Genomic DNA, 15,678 nt, shown 5'->3' with positions numbered 1-15,678 from the left:
CTCCGACCGAGGGGCGTATGCCACGATGCGTGAACATTTTGTTATGCGATGTAATCGACATCTAAGTGTAACTTACAAGTTCGATAAATACATTTTTACTTAATAGATGAAAACTCTATTTATAGTTCTTTCTTATCTTAATGCTAACCGAGTTTTCTTCCTGCCTCACTTACAGGATGTTGACTGATTTCCAGAGGTAGTTCTTCCAATAATTTATCACTATAAAACTCCATACATATCTCCCCAAAAGTACGTCTTTCAGTCCAGTACCTGCCGTCTAACTTTCTACACGATGATTCAATAATATTAAACACTAGAGAACCATCATGCGGGAGACTTCGATTATTATATTTATTTCTGGGTTTGCAGGTGTAGATATATGAAAGCTGCTTTAATTGTCTATTATCATCTATACAAAAGCCCTCGATAATTGAATAACTTCGCATTTCTTTTGTTTGCATCAAGCAACTTATGTGAGAAAAGCTTTGTTTGACAGTTAACATCGCTGGTATTGGGGGTGTCGATTCGCCAGTTTCAGGATTTACCCAATTAGACTGTATCTCCCCTAACCAAGTTCCATTTAAATTAGGGAACGGAACTAACCAACCTTTAAAGATTCGTAATTTCCATCCCCATTTAATAAAAATAGTAATGAAAAGCAAGTCAATCGTTACAACCCTTGGTAACAATCCAAAAAAGTCTCCGGCTTTAGATAGATCTGAATTTGAGATAGAACCCATTACAAACCATGCAATTGCAGAAAAACCAACTAAAATGTAAATAAAGTTCTTAAGAATGATATTCCGCATTAATCAAACCCCACATAATCCCAAGCAGCACTAATAAATCCATGTGCACCTTGTCTTGTCCATGGCTGAGAAGTACGAAATAAATACTTTAATTCACTCACTTCTCCCCAATCATTACATTGTTCATCATTCATTGTATTATTAAACAAGAAGGCTAGAACAGATCGAACCGTTGCTTTATAATTTGTGTAACCAAAACAATCATTAGGTACGTTCCAGACTAAGCATTCAATTAAGAAACCAGGAATATTAAATGCTGCTGATATCCCCTTATCGGACATTTCATTACAGAGAGTCTTAATTATTCTAATTATTCTTTTATATCTCCTAGCTGTAGCATCATTTTTGCTGACTCCATTATGATAATGTTGCTGAGGCCAATTTCTTACTCTGGGTGGCCGATTATTGTCAGGAATTAATTCTACTCCAGATAAATAGGATAAGTCCTTGCGATACCGTCTGTGTTCAAAGAATGCAGCTACATCGGCCTCAACACGATAACTATTTGCCTTAATGTCAAATGCTTTATTGCCCCTAGTAACCGCTACTCTACCAAATCTTGCAACTAATGCCTCCTCAATTTCATTTTTAAAAACTTGATATGTATAGGTTGCGGGCGTAAAGGATTTTTGAAGTTCGGATTTAACATTGTCATCAGGATATTCAGGAAAATATGTATCATAACAAAGCACGCCAATATCAACATCACTATCCCTTTTTACATTTACGCGATTCCTATAAGAACCTTGAGTAAATACAACAATGTTCCTCGCCTTTAGCTTCTCGCTATTCCTGATCGCTTCCTTAATTTGTCTTTCTGCATTATCTATTTTTTCTTGCTCAGTTTTGCTAGGTCCCTGAGCCCATGAGGAAAATACTGATTCCCAGTCTCTACTCATTAAAAGTCACCTCTCAGTTTTTTGGATTTATATGATTATTAAGCATTAAATCTATATTATTCGTTCATATATTACTCATTTCGACAACAAATATTTTTTTCCTTTTATGTTAATTAGTATCTCATTATAAATACACCCATCAGGTGTTAAAAATTTATTGATATCTGGTGTTCGATTATTTTGCATAACGTTTGGCAATCCTGATGTTCAAGCAGCTTAAGGACTGTAGCTCCAGGTCGTCAGTCTCGGCTGATTGAATTTATCGCCTGAATAACTTCACTGACTCCACTGAACTGATCATATAAATAAGTTAAAATCCTTAAAGGCTACCAATCTATTAGGTTTATTTCTTCCCATTGTTTTATTACAAATCTCATAATATCTCTCCCTACTCTGAATTGGTAACCCGTCCCAATACTCAGGAGAAAAAAATACGTTTTCGATATGTAAAGCTATTAAATTTGATATAGCTATTTTCTGCTCTTCTATTGGTAAATTCACAATTTGATTTCTAATAAAATGGTACTTCAACTTATCTTTAGTCAGATACCCCATTAATACATATGTTGCTCCTGCTTGAGGAAATATAGTAAAAAAGAAAGGCGAAATATATGATCCAATTTTATTTACTGTCTTTCCTTCATTGTCATTCGTGATAAAAAACATAGAAGTAGAAGCTATGCCGTATTCATTAGGCCAAACAAGTAAATCCGTTGTAATTCTATCAAATCTTTCGTTATCTAAATTTGTATTCATGATCATTTTAAGAGTATCAATATACTTCAAATGACTATTGTATAGTCTAATTCTCTCACCTAATTCTGTGTTGAACATACTTGGATCTTTCTCTAATCTAGCGTTCATTAAATTATATGAACTGTATCGCTCATAGTATCCAAGTGCAAAAGCTAGATAAGCAAATAAAAAGTTTTGTCTAGTATCATTCGGTACATATTCATTGTTTTCTATCGGACTGAATATTTTAGAATCGTGTTTATTACAAAATCCTGTAAAAGTTGATGCAGGGAATGGAATGTGTTGGTGAGTTACTTCTTCGCTATTCTCTTCTTCCAACCAAGGGCGAATGCCCGCAGCGTGAATCTGTTGTTAGCTGATGTAACTGCCTTCGTGGTTTAACTACAAATTATCTGTTTTTTAAATACTCTTCTAATTCTTCTTTTTCTAATATAAAACGCAGAAACCTATCCCCATATAATGTGATCTTTACTCTATCTTTGTTTGTATCAGTTTCGTCTCCAAAATCATTCCATGTCTTCTCAATAAGTATCAAACCTATTGATTCTAACTTCTTATCTATGTTTCGTTGTAATACATGTTCATCACTCTCAATTAACGCAAAAGGATATTCTTTTGTGATGTTCGAAAAATAATATAGTCTCTTAATGTCGGCATATCTCAGTGAGCGCAAAGTATCATAGTAATTAATCACCAGTGACTCATAGCTATTCTCTTCTATAAATACATTCTCAAAGCCAGTTAAAATTAAATTCACCTTTGCATCCTCATGCTCCTCAAAGAGATCGGAGAAAACAATCGGAAAAATTCTTTCTCGAATATATTCGGCACCTAAAACCGTATCACTCGATAGTCGACCTATATTTTCGAGCTTTCTACTGTGTTCATTAAACCGTCTAATAAGCCTGTTTATCTTAACTGTTTGAAGCAATTTCCCGAGATATGGAACATAATCTAATCCGCTTTCAACAATTTCACCAAAAGATTCACTTATTCCAGAAGCAGAATGTATTACGTCATTAAAGTTATCGCTCAATTCGTATCTCTCCTTCATCTATTATTCTTTGCAGGTATTTCAGCTAACGTTTCCGTGTTCACCGACGTCCACTCACCCTAAGCTGCCAGAGTCGTGCGACTAGCACGATCTCAGCCGGCCGCGATGCGATTGGGTGAATGGACGTGTCCCGGCAATAGCTTCTTCGACTTATCTTCCAGGACCGAGGGGGCTTGTCCGCCGATGCGTTAACACATCGTTAGGCGGAGTTAATTCCTCCCTCACAACAACCATTCTTTAGCTAATTCTCTTACTTCATTTCTAAGTTCTTTCATTATCTTACTAACATCCTCTACTCCTAAAAAAGTCGATTGCCATATTACTGTATCTAATTCTATGGAGGTCGCCCACCAACAAGTCTCTATCCCTCTACGCGGATTTGGAATCAATACATGTTTTCCATTGTGTTCTACTACTGTATATCCTTCTCGCAATCCATAGAAACTGCGATGCACATATTCCGACCCAGACGAGTATAATCTGCTATGCATTAATTGCCTAAAAGGTTTACCACCTTCTGATTCATCAACTTCTTGAGCTAACTTTAATATCGTCTTGGTTGTATAGTTCCTTGGGATCTTGCCTTCCCTGCAATTGAATAACAGTCTTGCCTCATCATAACGTTGTTTTAAGGTTTTTAACCTCTCGTTACTGTAGTATTCTTCTTTAAGTATAGTATCTTTTATAGATAGAACTTCATTGGCTACTCCCCATTCATGCATTACCACTAACGCTACGTATTTTTGAAACTCTTCATCATCACAATTCCACAAATTCCATAAATGTAAATGTCCTTCGTATAATACTCTTAACAATGTGAATGCATCCGAATAATGTGCATTCGAAATTAATGTTGATATTGAACTGAAAGTGAAGAATTGGGCCATACTTAACTCTGACAATATTATATGTCTTTGATTTGCATAGTCTTTATTGTTTTCAAGAATAGTAGAGTTTTGAAGAAGATTCCCCCTAATCTTATCAATTAATATTAGCCACTTATCTATCATTGCTTTTGTCGATTTTAATTGCTCTTCATTTATTACTTCCGGTGATTTCCAGAACATCATTATCATCATCCTTGCAAGAATTAATTTCGCATAACTCCATATCCACGAACTTCGCAAATCCCCATCACAATGAGAATCCGCGAAGTTCATGAACACGGCTGAGCTCACTCCATTAACGAAACCTCTAGATCCCTACCATCACATTCCCGCCACACACTGGAATATATGCCCCGGTAATAAACGATGACAAGTCCGAAGCCAGGAATGCCACGGCATTGGCAATCTCCTGATCCGTTCCCCGGCGTTTCAATGGAACGGAGGCTTCATAGGAGGCGCTGTGCTCGGTTCCGTTCTCCCGATCGCGGTCACTGATCGTCCAGCCTGGCGCGACCTGGTTGACGGTGATCCCATGCTCGCCGATCTCTTTGGCGAGCACGCGATAGACACCGTCCATGCCGCGTTTTCCCGCAACGTAGGCCGATTGGCTCGGGAAGTTTTGGATCGAACATTCGGTGTTGATCCCGATGAACCGGCCGCCTTGACGCTCGATCATGGCAGGAACAAAAGCCTTCGCCAGGTAGACGCTTTGCATGACACAGGATTGGAACTGACTCTCGTAATCTTCCGGCGCTTGCTCCAAGACGGATGTCCATTGATAGGATTCAACGGCATTGGCAACAATGATATGGGGCAGCACGCCGAAGTGTGCAAGCACCGCATCCCGCATGGCATTCACGGAAGCTTGATCCGTCACATCGGCTTGCACGGGGAAAGCCCGTCTTCCCATCGACTCTACTTCGCGCTGAAGCTCTTCTGCCTTGGCTTGGCTCCCCCGGTAATGGATAACCACATCCGCGCCGCATTCCGCCAAGGTTCTGACCATGACACGCCCTAATTGGCCCGCGGCTCCTGTAATTAACGCAATTTTATCCGTCAAATCCATCTTCATTGTTCATTCGCTCCTCTACCGTTTGACTGGTTATTTTCGCCTATCATACCATAATCATCTACCGCCAGACATGACAAAAAAAAGACCAGAAACGAACTTCTGGTCCTCTGTCTAAACCTATCATAATCAATCTATCCATGGGTAACGAATCATCTTCTAAACTCGCCAATCTAAACCCTAAGGTTCAAAACCCTTCTGGCTCACAAACAACTGCTCTTCCGGAAACTCCCTGCTAAATCGATCGTAGACCATTTGATAAGCGGCGGGATCGTACCATTCCTGCCCCCCAAGCTCCTCGTACAGAGCCTGAACAGGCAGTCTTTTCGTACGTTTCCCGCCACTGCCATCCCCCATGAAATAATCGTCGATGCACACGCGATGAACGAGCGGCCGCAGGATCTGCGGGAAAGCCTCCGTGCTCGGAAGCACGGGTGCAATAGCTGCCTGAGCGGGAATCCCGGCGTCCCTCAGCAGCTCGATAGTTTTCAATCTCGCTTGGATCGGCGGCGCTGACGGCGTAAAATACTTGCGTATCTCCTCGCGGTCCGTCTCGACCGTCATGCTTACCCGGACGCGTTCTCCTAACTGCTGCAGCAGATCAATATCCCGCCGGACCAACGGACTGCGCGTCTGAACGAGCAGAAAATCCGGCGGTACGCTGACCATCACCTCAAGCAAAGCGCGTGTCACTTCTTCCTTGGCCTCAACCGGCTGGTAAGGATCGGTGCTGGAAGACATGAAAATCGTGACAGGTCCCTTGGACTTGGCACGCTTCAGTTCTTTTCGGAGGATAGCTGCAGATTCGACCTTAACGTCAACCCAGCTCCCCCATTCCTGATTGCGGAACATCGATACCGGCATTTGCCGGACATAGCAATAAGAACAAGCGAAGGTGCAGCCCGTATACGAATTCAAGGTATGGCTGTATCCATTCAGGAATCCCGTTCCTTTATTGAGCAGGGTCTTCGGCGTTTTGTAGAGCACTTCTTGTTTCACCTGGGACACCCCATTCCTACACTTTCTTCTATTATACTATTTCTCTCCTCACATCCCATAATGAATGAGTGGACACACGCGCCCCTCTACTTTGCATCATGAAAAATAATCCCGAGGCTGTATCGGGTCCCCGACGTAATCGTACCGACGCCATGACGGAGCGTGGTCCGGTAATACCCTCGCGTTCCCTGAACGGGACGATGGTTGGTCGGAAAGATTAGCCCCGCTCCTTGCTCCAACGTGATCACATGTCCCCGGCTCTGTGCCCTCGGCCGCTGCTCGATGAGCAGAAACTCTCCTCCCGTGTAATCGACTTCCTTCTCATTCAGAACAAACACCACTTGAAACGGGAAAAATTCATCTCCGTACAAATCCTGATGCAAGCAATTATAGCCGCCTTCTTCATATTTCAAAATCAACGGCGTCGAACGCTCTTGCCCCTGCGCATGGCACATGCCAAGAAACTCATCCAAGCTCACCGGATATCTCTCCTCATGTCAAAGCTGCGTCAACCAGCGGTTAGCGGTCAACGCAAGCTCAGGATAAAAGCCTTCCCGAAGCTGCTGCAGCGATTCTGGCAGCGGTGCTTGATAATACTTGTACTCTCCGAGCCCAAACCGGTGCCTAGCCATATTGATCGTGCTGCGAAACCGCTCCTCTTCCGAATACGTGTTGATAATCTCCGCACACTCGTCAGGCAGCAGCAGCTTTGGAACAACCGCATATCCCTGCTCATCCAAAGCTCCTTGTATCCCCGTCCAATCGAGCCCTGCTATGCGTTGCGGCAATGAATTAGGCATTATTCACCTTCTCCCTCATCCTGGCTCGCTCACCCTCAAGCTCCAGCAGCCGGGTCTTCATGGCCAGCCCCCCGCGATACCCGGTCAATGCACCGCTTTTGCCAATTACCCGATGACAAGGCACGGTTATCAGCAGCGGATTAGCGCCTATAGCCGCTCCTACAGCTCGAACAGCTGCCGGCTTTCCAATCTGGTTGGCGATGTCCGAATACGTGAAGGTTTGTCCATACGGGATCTGGCACAGCGCATTCCATACCGCCATTTGAAACGCGGTCCCCTTATAATCCATAGCCACCTCAAACCGAGCGCGTTTCCCCTGAAAATACTCCACCAACTCGGCAGCATACGGCTGCATGGCTTCATCGTTCTGCACGAGTTCACAGCCAGGGAATTTCGCCTGTACCCAGTTCTCCAGCTCTGTTAAAGGTTTATCCGGTGATCCGACGTAACATAAGCCCTGCTCCGTCGCCGCGATGTATACGTTCCAGTTATCATGACGCAGTTGGGTCCAGTTAATGGTAATCGAATGATTGGATTTCATGATCTTGCACCTCCGCATTTGTATTTTTCAAATATTTCCCGCGATAACTAAGGGGCGTCATCCCCGTCTTCTTCTTAAACAACGTGATAAAATAAGCCGTATTCTCCATGCCCACCTTATGGCCGATATCCGAAATGGCCAAGCTGGAATTTGTCAGGAGCTCCTTGGCCTTGCCAATCCGGTAATCCTGAATGTATTCCATCGGGGTCTGACCTTTGACACGCTTAAATATCCGGTGCAGATGGTACGGACTGCCGTGGCTCACATCGGCCAAGACATCAAGCGACAAATGATCCGTATAGTGTTTATCGATATACTCGGTGACAAGTTCAATCCATTCATGGTCCGGTAAACGCTCGCCCGTCGGCTTGCATCTTTTGCATGGCCGGAAGCGCTCGGCTTTCGCTTCATCCGCCGATTGAAACACGCGCACATTTTCAAACTTCGGGGGTCTGGATTTACAGGATGGCCTGCAGAAAATTTTCGTTGTCTGCACTGCATAGAAAAACTTGCCGTCACTATCCTTGTCGTTGTTGATAATGGCCTTCCACTGGGCTTCGGTCGGTTGTATTCGGTTTGCCACGTTTCCTCACCTCCGCTAACATTATAACCACAGGATAATCCTGTTGTACGCTTTTTGGAATAGAAGAGCAAGATAACAAAATTATACGGTCTGCGTTTATGGTACAACTAGTATAGAAGAGTTCGAGTTCGAATGCGAAAGGAAACGATGAAGATGCAGGTGCCAAACCACAACCATGACGATAAGCCATATACAATGGAGAATCATCTCCCCCGTGACAGCTGGGAAGATCATGCGGAAGCCATCAGGCTGTTCGTACCTAAGGAGTTCAGTTTTACGGAGAACCTCAGTTATTTGCAAAGATCGCCGAACGAATGTCTTTATCATATCCGGAATGACAGCATCTACCGGGCTATCCCACTTGAGGATGACATCGCTGTGATTGAAGTCAGCGCGGAGCCTCAGGAGCAAGCCATCCTTGTTCGGTTTTTGGGGAATACGGCCCCCTCCGATCCCTTCAAGCGGGCGGAAGTAGCGGGTTATGTCCGGGACTGGTTCGATCTGAATACCAATCTCGTACCGTTCTATAACATGGCGGAAGCAGATCCATTGCTCAGTCAAGCCGTTCAATCCTTCTATGGACTTCGCAACATGGGCATTCCCGATCTGTTCGAGGCTTTGTGCTGGGGCATCCTGGGGCAGCAGATTAACCTGGCCTATGCCTATACGTTAAAAAGACGTTTCGTTGAAGCCTTCGGCCGCCGCGTGGAGTGTGAAGGAGAGGTTTATTGGATCTTCCCAAGACCTGAGGACATAGCACATCTGCTTGTTGAAGACCTGGACGGGCTTCGTATGACCGTAAAAAAAGGCGAGTATCTTATTGGAGTCGCTCAGCTTATGGTCGAAGGGAAATTGACGAAGGAGCAGCTGCTTGAAGCAGGCAGCTTAAAACAAGCGGAGAAACAATTAGTCAGCATCCGCGGGATCGGACCATGGACGGCCAACTATGTGCTGATGCGCTGTTTGCGAATGCCGGCGGCATTTCCTATCGATGATGTCGGTCTGCACAATGCCATCAAACATCTGCTCGGCTTGGAGGCGAAACCGACGAAGAAGGAAATACTGCAGCTATCGGCAGCATGGGCGAACTGGGAATCCTACGCCACCTTTTATCTGTGGAGATTTCTTTATTAATAGTCCAAACGCAATAAAGAGGAGGTCTCCCACTTCTGCCATGACAGACAGCAGGAAGACCTCCTCTGATTAGCACATCGCTGATTCGAGAATCAACTACTCGATGAAATACAATTTGCCGTCAACCTCGAGTGAGATAGCGGATTGCGACAAATCGTCCTTAAGCTTCTTCGCATAGTCCACCACTTGATTAAGCGAGTCCTTATCAAGCTTCTCGGCAAACGCGTACACAATCGTTACTTTTTCCTTGATCAGGGTTTTGTTATTATCCACCCATGCCCCTTCGCCCGGAATCGCAGTTGCCCCGCCAAACCAGCCGGACAGCTTCGTCAGCGTTTGGTCGACAAACTTCTGATGAGCTGCATCCGTAATCGGAATGTCACCCTTTACCGTTGAAGGCACGTAAATCTTAACGACATGATCCAAGTGGAACTGATCGTTCAGAGCACTCTGTGTAATGGCGGTTGCCGCTGGATTGCCCTCTGCGCTGAAAGACTGCTGAACCGGTACTACGATAAGTGTTAACAATAATGCCGCTGCGAATGCGATAAGCCAACCTTTTCTCTTCATGCCCATTTCTCCTTTATGTATGGTCTCGTGTCCCGTACAAGCATGGCATTTCTGTTGTCCAGTGCAACCTTCCTGCCATCCGCACGATACAGACTAGCACATATTATATACTGGCCTTTTCTTATCAGCTATGGGACATACGGATTATATTATGCGGAATCATGCAAAAAAGCCGATATTCCCGATAAACAAACTACGAGAATTCGACTTTTAATGAATACATCGCTATTTTAGCGTCCCGATCCAGGATAAACTCTCCACTGATCGATGATCCATGCTGCCATTCAAAATAGCTTGAACATCATGCAGCGTATCCTGCAAATGCACCCGCTCGCCCGGTAAACCGGTATAAGCCTCCGCAACGTAAAAAGGCTGCGTCAGATACGCCTCAAGCCGTGCTCCCCGCTCATAAACCTCTGTCTCGGATGCCGGAATGGCCTGCAATCCTCGTACTTGAACCAGTGAACGCAGCTCGCGATAACGGCGCAGCAGCTTCTGGGCCCGCTGTTGGACCGCTAAATGAACCTGATCCAGGTGCACGCCTTCCGATACGGAAGAGGTAGAGTATAACGGGTTTACGGCAGGAAACATATGTCTTGCCGCCAGATCGGCATCGAAATACCACAGTGTCTCCAGCGGGCCGTAAGGCATGTCTTCATCCACAGCCGCACCTTTGAGGTCCACAAGAAACGTCGTGATGTGCTGTATGCCCTCTTGTTGAAAACGTTCCTGAAGATCATAGATTTTGCCGGTCAAGACGTGCTCCCTGTCCGCTGCAAACACAATCTCATGATCGGTATTCGCATTCGCCACAATGGAATAGGTTTCTTCTATAGAATAAGCTACCCGTTCTACGTCATTCAGCATGTCCTGCAGCTCTGGATATTCGCCTTCCGGCTTTAGCAAAATCGTCATATACCCTTCCTTCTTGAAGTGATGAAACAACTCACCAAGCAGCACCAGTTGGCCCATTCCGGGACGGGCGACCAGACCTACGGTACCCCCTTTTGCCAAAGGAGCAAATAGATCAAGCGGTTTGATGCCGGTTTCAATCATCTCCACACTTTCTCCACGCAGAATCAGTTCATCCAGACTGCATTTTGCCAGAGATGCCAATGCGGCAATGGTGCGGACTTCCGCCCGACCAACGGGAATTTTTCCTGTACATAGGTTGGAGACCGTGGCCGGCCGTAATCCCACGGATTTGGCTGCGCTGGTCAGGTTCGGAACTCTTTGTCGTAAAAGTGATACATTCAGCTTCAGATTGTCCAAGTGCGTACACCCTTTTTTAAGTGATTGATTGATGGTTCTTCCTAATCTCTTTTTAGAAAAGAGTCTGCGGTGCGGACAAACACATCCACATCCGGTTCAAAAATATTGTGATCGTGTTCCTCGAACGCCACGATGATTGCCTGAGGCAGCGCAAGCTTATATTGTTCCACTGCTTCTAATGATAACCCGGGATGTGGTTTTACGCCACGGATAATAAGGACTGGGCAAGTCAGTCTAGTTAGGTCGTTCCACATTTCTACATTAGCCGATTCCTGCTGCAGTGCCTGTAAAGCCGATGTTTTCATACGTTCAGACAGCTTCTTTCCTCTCCAAGGGGGCAGCGACGCAAAGAACTCCACGCACCCCGCAGGCAGCTCGGTATGAACCGCAGGATAGTCCCCGATGATCAAACCTTGAATGCGTTCCGGATTCCGAACGGCGTAGCCTAATTGATAGGACACCCCTCGAGAATATCCCATGAGTACGAAATGCTCAAGTTCAAGATGACGAATCGCCGCATCAATGTCGCTGATATGGTCTTCGAGCGTATAACCCGAAGCAGGCGAGTCACTTCGGCCCCGGCCGCGAAGCGTGATGATAACAATATGCCTGGGCGACAGCTTTTCCATAATGGCGATATAATCCTCGGCCGACTCGGACAGTCCCGGGATGACGACCAGTGAGGTTTGTTCGTTCCTAAGATCCCGATGTACCTCCGTCACATGAATATGTACCCCTTGGTTATTGACCATGGTCTCGTATAACTGCATGCATTAGACCTCCTTAAAAATTTACATTTATCTATGAAGTATTACCTCAATGCCCCAAAAGGTAAAAATGCGTGCACGCCCTTACATGTGTTCACGATCTGGGTTACCCTTATATCGACCGTCAAGGTGGCATAGGCATATGCCTCCGTTCTTGAAATAGAGTAAAGCTCGGTCATGAGATCAAGCATCCCGCTTAATGCCATCCACATGGCTTCGTCCAGGTCCTCGTGAAACCCCATCGTAAGCCAGCCGGTACTTGTCTTGGCCCTGGGCATCGTTATGGGCATGTCGTCTCGGACATGAAAGGTTAGACTCGCCTTCTCCATGGGGCATTCCAGGGCGGGACCGCTAACTTCGCCGTCTCCCTGAGCCGCATGTCCATCCCCTGTTGAGAACAGCCCGCCATCCACCGGGATCGGCAGATACAAGGTGCTGCCGGCCGTTAATTCTTTGCAATCAAGATTTCCTCCACAAGGGCGCGGTGCAAAAGTCGTATGCTGACCTTTTTCATTCGGCGGCATGCCCATGATCCCCATAATCGGCTTCAGGCCGACGCTATACTTGAAATTTCCGAACTGGCTTCTGCCTGTCATGGTCTTGAGATCCAATTCAAAGTCCAGCGTCACTTCCTTGGCGTGGGCCATGCCCAGCTTCTCGTTCCAATAGCTCGGATAACCTCCGGCAGAGGTCCATCCCCATGATCCGGGAACGATCTCGTTGATCTGAATCTCCAATGTAAGCCCGGGTTTAGCCCCTTGAATATGGACGGGACCCAATAACGCATGCCCGAACTGCTTCTCCTGCCGCTCCGGCTTGCGCTTCGTAAACTTCATTCTCGCCGCGCCTGGGGCAGCACGTTTCTCCAGTCCCCAACCCGCATCTAAGGTTTGATACACGACAGTATCCCCAGATTGTATGTATAGGGCGGGCTCCAATTCCCTGCTGAAAAATCCATGAAGCGTATGAATATCCGGTTGTAACATATGAACCTGTGACATCCAACTTTCTCCCTTCACAGCTGTAATCAGAGTGGCCATTCCATGTCTCATATTCACTCTGTTACTTTATAAGGTATTTCAAATTACTCTTTGAGTCAATATAAAATTACTCCTAAACGTAATAATAATTACTCCAAACACAAACCATTACCCATTTCCGGTTGTACCATGGTTGGTCGTCGAAACACAAAAAACCGTCCACTGCGCAGATTCACTGCGAGGGACGGTTCATCTCCATGTCAATTCAATTTTATATCAGCTAACGATGAGCGTTCATGGGATGGTAACTGTTACTATGTGCACAGCCATTCTCACTACACACGATTCTCTCTTCAAATCCTTACACTGGAATCCCGTACGACGATCTGCGGCATCAATTTCACGGCCCGCTCTTCCCTCGGTATTCCCAACATGCGATCCATCAGGATTTGGGCTGCCTTGCGGCCGATTTCCTCCTGCTGCAAGGCAACGGACGTCAGCTTGGGATATACGCGAGAGGCAAGGTCCAGATTATCCATGCCCACAACGGCAACGTCATGGGGAATGCGAAGACCGGCTTCTTCGCAGGCCTTCATGACCCCGATTGCCATTAAATCGTTCGCGGCGACAATGCCCTCCGGATGGTCGGGCCCTTGAAGCCACGCTTTTGCCATCGCATAACCGCCGCTTTCAGTATAATCGGATTCGGCGATAAAACGAGGCAGCAAGGGGAGCCCCGCTTGCAGCATGGCATCCCGATACCCGCAGAACCGCTCATGGCCGGTCTGCTCGCTCAGATTACCGCCCATATAGGCGATGCTGCGCAGGCCTTGACGGATCAGATGCTCCGTGCTTTGCTTGATCCCGTCATACGTGTCCACATACACATAATCGAAGCGGTCATTCCCTTCCGGCGAGACATATTTATTCGTGAGCACGACAGGTGCTTGCAGCGCATTGATGGCCCCGATATTCTCTTCACCGAAATGAAAGGACACCATGATCATGCCGTCGGCCACATTTTCCCGCAGGGTTTGGATCGCCTTCATCTCCTCCTGGAGCCTATGCTTGGTGTAAAACAGAATCATCAGGTAATCATGCTCTTCCAGCACCTGATTGATTCCGTTGATCATATCGAAATAAAAAGGGTTGCATATATCGGGCACGGCAAAAATAATTTTGTTGGTTTGTCTCATTTTCAGCATCTTCGCTGCATGATCGGGCGCATAGTTCATTTCCTTCGCAGCCGCCAGAATTTTGCTCTTCGTCTTTGGACTGCAGTAACCTCTTCCCGACAAGGCTCTGGACACCGTAGAAGGGGATACGCCTACCCGTTCAGCAATCGTATAAATCGTATGTTTGTCCATCCTATCCTCCATTAACAACCATGGAAACGCCATATGCTCCCGCAAAAGGGTCCATGGATTCACACTATCACCTTACCGGCAGGTAAGCAATAACTCCTCCTTTATATAACCTCCCGCTCATCATTACCCGGAAGCTCTGGAAATGGTGCATGGGGCTCGGCCTGATACCAGAACGCCGTCGATGCAATATCGCTCTGCTGCGGAAGATACCTTCCTCCGGACCTCCAGCCAAGATCCTGAATGGTCACGCGAAGATCGCTTTGAAAGCGGATTGGATCCATGACATGCCATCGATACATGCCAAAACGCTGCTGACTTCGATACAATCCGTCCGGCTTCAGCACTTGGTGCATCCCCAAATATGGCGTCGAGTAGGTTCGGTAGGTACCAATCGGCTGCTCCCAATTCCAGGCCCCGCCAAAATAATCTTCCGTTCCCGTACCGCATATGGTCGGATAATCCTGATCCCCGTCCATATAGAACTTGATCTCGCCTTCACCCCACCAGCCGTTATTGTTCACCTGCCAGGCGAGGTAAGTCCCTACATAGTGCCCGTGTCCAGTCACCCCATCCAGAATGGTATAAACCTCTTTATAAGGAACGGGATTCGTTCTCCGCCACTGCGCGTGAAAATATGCCTCATCTTCCGGGATGTCCGTCAGCGTATAGTCAATTTGATAGTAAAGGACTGCCTTTTCCGGCGCACGGTTCTCCATCGTTAATCGGGCTTGCTTGCGGAAGGGCATCTGCCAGTAGCTGTTCATGCCGCCGGCCGGATTCACGGCAACCGGAATTGAATTGACATCGCTGCGCTCACCCCATCCGTTACAGAACAAATCACCGACGGGCACCTCAACCGAAGGTTCCTGCTCGTCGTCCCAATACATGCGGATAATCAGATTGCGCCACAGCGTCGGATGGCACGTAAGCCAGATATGTTGAATCGCCCCGGGACCCTGAATGTCACCCATCGTAAACGTTTCGCCCGGTAAAATCTCTACGGAAGGAGAGACCTTCCAGCCCACGCCCAAGTCCCTGGAAGCCGCTGCGCCCGTGCCGTCGGTGGCCATTCCGCCCTTTCCTTTTTCGCCGGTAAAATTCTCCGCGCTGATGGATCTCGTCTGCGCATTGGACAGCCGGGATAAATTTCCGAGGTGCATATTAAGTCCATTAAAGTTCATCATCTGTTAT

The 15,678-nt window shown here is 46.4% G+C and carries 16 protein-coding genes and 1 pseudogene; 1 reads left to right on the top strand and 16 read right to left on the bottom strand.

Annotated elements, in window-relative coordinates; genetic code table 11:
* Positions 1-143: 143 nt before the first annotated feature.
* From M4D81_RS08315 to M4D81_RS08270, 10 genes and pseudogenes are all read right to left on the bottom strand, one after another.
* Positions 144-809: a Cap15 family cyclic dinucleotide receptor domain-containing protein gene (locus tag M4D81_RS08315; RefSeq protein WP_260065561.1), complete on the bottom strand. Its 666-nt coding sequence runs from the start codon at positions 807-809 to the stop codon at positions 144-146.
* The gene (locus tag M4D81_RS08310) at positions 809-1,708 is read right to left on the bottom strand and encodes a nucleotidyltransferase domain-containing protein (protein ID WP_260065559.1); all 900 of its coding nucleotides are present in this window, start codon (positions 1,706-1,708) and stop codon (positions 809-811) included. The genes M4D81_RS08315 and M4D81_RS08310 overlap by 1 nt, the downstream gene beginning before the upstream one ends.
* A 297-nt stretch (positions 1,709-2,005) precedes the next feature.
* On the bottom strand, positions 2,006-2,782 hold the full coding sequence (locus tag M4D81_RS08305; RefSeq protein ID WP_260065558.1) for a hypothetical protein: 777 nt from the start codon (positions 2,780-2,782) through the stop codon (positions 2,006-2,008).
* 70 nt (positions 2,783-2,852) lie between these two features.
* Complete coding sequence (locus M4D81_RS08300; protein ID WP_155619158.1) at positions 2,853-3,500, bottom strand: hypothetical protein; 648 nt, start codon at positions 3,498-3,500, stop codon at positions 2,853-2,855.
* Between the two features lie 239 nt (positions 3,501-3,739).
* Positions 3,740-4,588: a DUF5677 domain-containing protein gene (locus M4D81_RS08295; RefSeq protein ID WP_260065555.1), complete on the bottom strand. Its 849-nt coding sequence runs from the start codon at positions 4,586-4,588 to the stop codon at positions 3,740-3,742.
* A gap of 124 nt (positions 4,589-4,712) precedes the next feature.
* Positions 4,713-5,477, bottom strand: coding sequence for an SDR family NAD(P)-dependent oxidoreductase (locus tag M4D81_RS08290; protein WP_260065553.1), 765 nt, complete (start codon positions 5,475-5,477; stop codon positions 4,713-4,715).
* Positions 5,478-5,654: 177 nt separating this feature from the next.
* Positions 5,655-6,473, bottom strand: coding sequence for an SPL family radical SAM protein (locus M4D81_RS08285; protein ID WP_260065551.1), 819 nt, complete (start codon positions 6,471-6,473; stop codon positions 5,655-5,657).
* 86 nt (positions 6,474-6,559) lie between these two features.
* Positions 6,560-7,273: pseudogene (locus tag M4D81_RS08280) on the bottom strand (2OG-Fe(II) oxygenase).
* A complete protein-coding gene (locus M4D81_RS08275) occupies positions 7,266-7,814 on the bottom strand; it encodes a methylated-DNA--[protein]-cysteine S-methyltransferase (protein WP_260065549.1) in 549 nt (182 codons plus the stop codon). The pseudogene M4D81_RS08280 and the gene M4D81_RS08275 overlap by 8 nt, the downstream one beginning before the upstream one ends.
* The gene (locus tag M4D81_RS08270) at positions 7,786-8,397 is read right to left on the bottom strand and encodes a bifunctional transcriptional activator/DNA repair enzyme AdaA (RefSeq protein WP_260065547.1); all 612 of its coding nucleotides are present in this window, start codon (positions 8,395-8,397) and stop codon (positions 7,786-7,788) included. Before M4D81_RS08270 ends, M4D81_RS08275 begins: the two co-directional genes overlap by 29 nt.
* Before the next feature lie 195 nt (positions 8,398-8,592).
* Between M4D81_RS08270 and M4D81_RS08265 the strand changes: the two genes are divergently transcribed.
* A complete protein-coding gene (locus M4D81_RS08265; RefSeq protein WP_260065736.1) occupies positions 8,593-9,531 on the top strand; it encodes a DNA-3-methyladenine glycosylase family protein in 939 nt (312 codons plus the stop codon).
* Between the two features lie 96 nt (positions 9,532-9,627).
* Here M4D81_RS08265 and M4D81_RS08260 read toward each other — a convergent pair whose 3' ends face one another.
* From M4D81_RS08260 to M4D81_RS08235, 6 genes are all read right to left on the bottom strand, one after another.
* The gene (locus M4D81_RS08260) at positions 9,628-10,101 is read right to left on the bottom strand and encodes a DUF3574 domain-containing protein (protein WP_260065545.1); all 474 of its coding nucleotides are present in this window, start codon (positions 10,099-10,101) and stop codon (positions 9,628-9,630) included.
* Between the two features lie 225 nt (positions 10,102-10,326).
* Positions 10,327-11,373 (bottom strand): ATP synthase beta subunit C-terminal domain-containing protein, encoded by a 1,047-nt coding sequence (locus M4D81_RS08255; RefSeq protein ID WP_260065543.1) that lies wholly within the window; start codon positions 11,371-11,373, stop codon positions 10,327-10,329.
* Positions 11,374-11,414: 41 nt separating this feature from the next.
* On the bottom strand, positions 11,415-12,143 hold the full coding sequence (locus tag M4D81_RS08250) for an alpha/beta fold hydrolase (protein ID WP_260065542.1): 729 nt from the start codon (positions 12,141-12,143) through the stop codon (positions 11,415-11,417).
* Positions 12,144-12,184: 41 nt separating this feature from the next.
* A complete protein-coding gene (locus tag M4D81_RS08245; protein WP_260065540.1) occupies positions 12,185-13,141 on the bottom strand; it encodes an acetamidase/formamidase family protein in 957 nt (318 codons plus the stop codon).
* Between the two features lie 332 nt (positions 13,142-13,473).
* Positions 13,474-14,487: a LacI family DNA-binding transcriptional regulator gene (locus tag M4D81_RS08240; protein WP_260065539.1), complete on the bottom strand. Its 1,014-nt coding sequence runs from the start codon at positions 14,485-14,487 to the stop codon at positions 13,474-13,476.
* Between the two features lie 101 nt (positions 14,488-14,588).
* Complete coding sequence (locus tag M4D81_RS08235; protein WP_071220440.1) at positions 14,589-15,671, bottom strand: glycoside hydrolase family 172 protein; 1,083 nt, start codon at positions 15,669-15,671, stop codon at positions 14,589-14,591.
* Between the last annotated feature and the right edge of the window lie 7 nt (positions 15,672-15,678).

It is taken from the genome of Paenibacillus sp. p3-SID867, from assembly GCF_025142895.1.
Lineage (GTDB): Bacteria > Bacillota > Bacilli > Paenibacillales > Paenibacillaceae > Paenibacillus_AQ.
This window is presented reverse-complemented; position numbering and strand designations above follow the sequence as displayed.

Bases quoted from the DNA above. Each gene is read 5' to 3' on its own strand.
- M4D81_RS08275 (WP_260065549.1), bottom strand. From the start codon at position 7,814: ATGAAATCCAATCATTCGATTACCATTAACTGGACCCAACTGCGTCAT.
- M4D81_RS08265 (WP_260065736.1), top strand. From the start codon at position 8,593: ATGGAGAATCATCTCCCCCGTGACAGCTGGGAAGATCATGCGGAAGCC.
- M4D81_RS08250 (WP_260065542.1), bottom strand. From the start codon at position 12,143: ATGCAGTTATACGAGACCATGGTCAATAACCAAGGGGTACATATTCAT.
- M4D81_RS08290 (WP_260065553.1), bottom strand. From the start codon at position 5,477: ATGAAGATGGATTTGACGGATAAAATTGCGTTAATTACAGGAGCCGCG.
- M4D81_RS08310 (WP_260065559.1), bottom strand. From the start codon at position 1,708: ATGAGTAGAGACTGGGAATCAGTATTTTCCTCATGGGCTCAGGGACCT.
- M4D81_RS08260 (WP_260065545.1), bottom strand. From the start codon at position 10,101: ATGAAGAGAAAAGGTTGGCTTATCGCATTCGCAGCGGCATTATTGTTA.
- M4D81_RS08295 (WP_260065555.1), bottom strand. From the start codon at position 4,588: ATGATGTTCTGGAAATCACCGGAAGTAATAAATGAAGAGCAATTAAAA.
- M4D81_RS08315 (WP_260065561.1), bottom strand. From the start codon at position 809: ATGCGGAATATCATTCTTAAGAACTTTATTTACATTTTAGTTGGTTTT.
- M4D81_RS08245 (WP_260065540.1), bottom strand. From the start codon at position 13,141: ATGTCACAGGTTCATATGTTACAACCGGATATTCATACGCTTCATGGA.
- M4D81_RS08235 (WP_071220440.1), bottom strand. From the start codon at position 15,671: ATGATGAACTTTAATGGACTTAATATGCACCTCGGAAATTTATCCCGG.
- M4D81_RS08240 (WP_260065539.1), bottom strand. From the start codon at position 14,487: ATGGACAAACATACGATTTATACGATTGCTGAACGGGTAGGCGTATCC.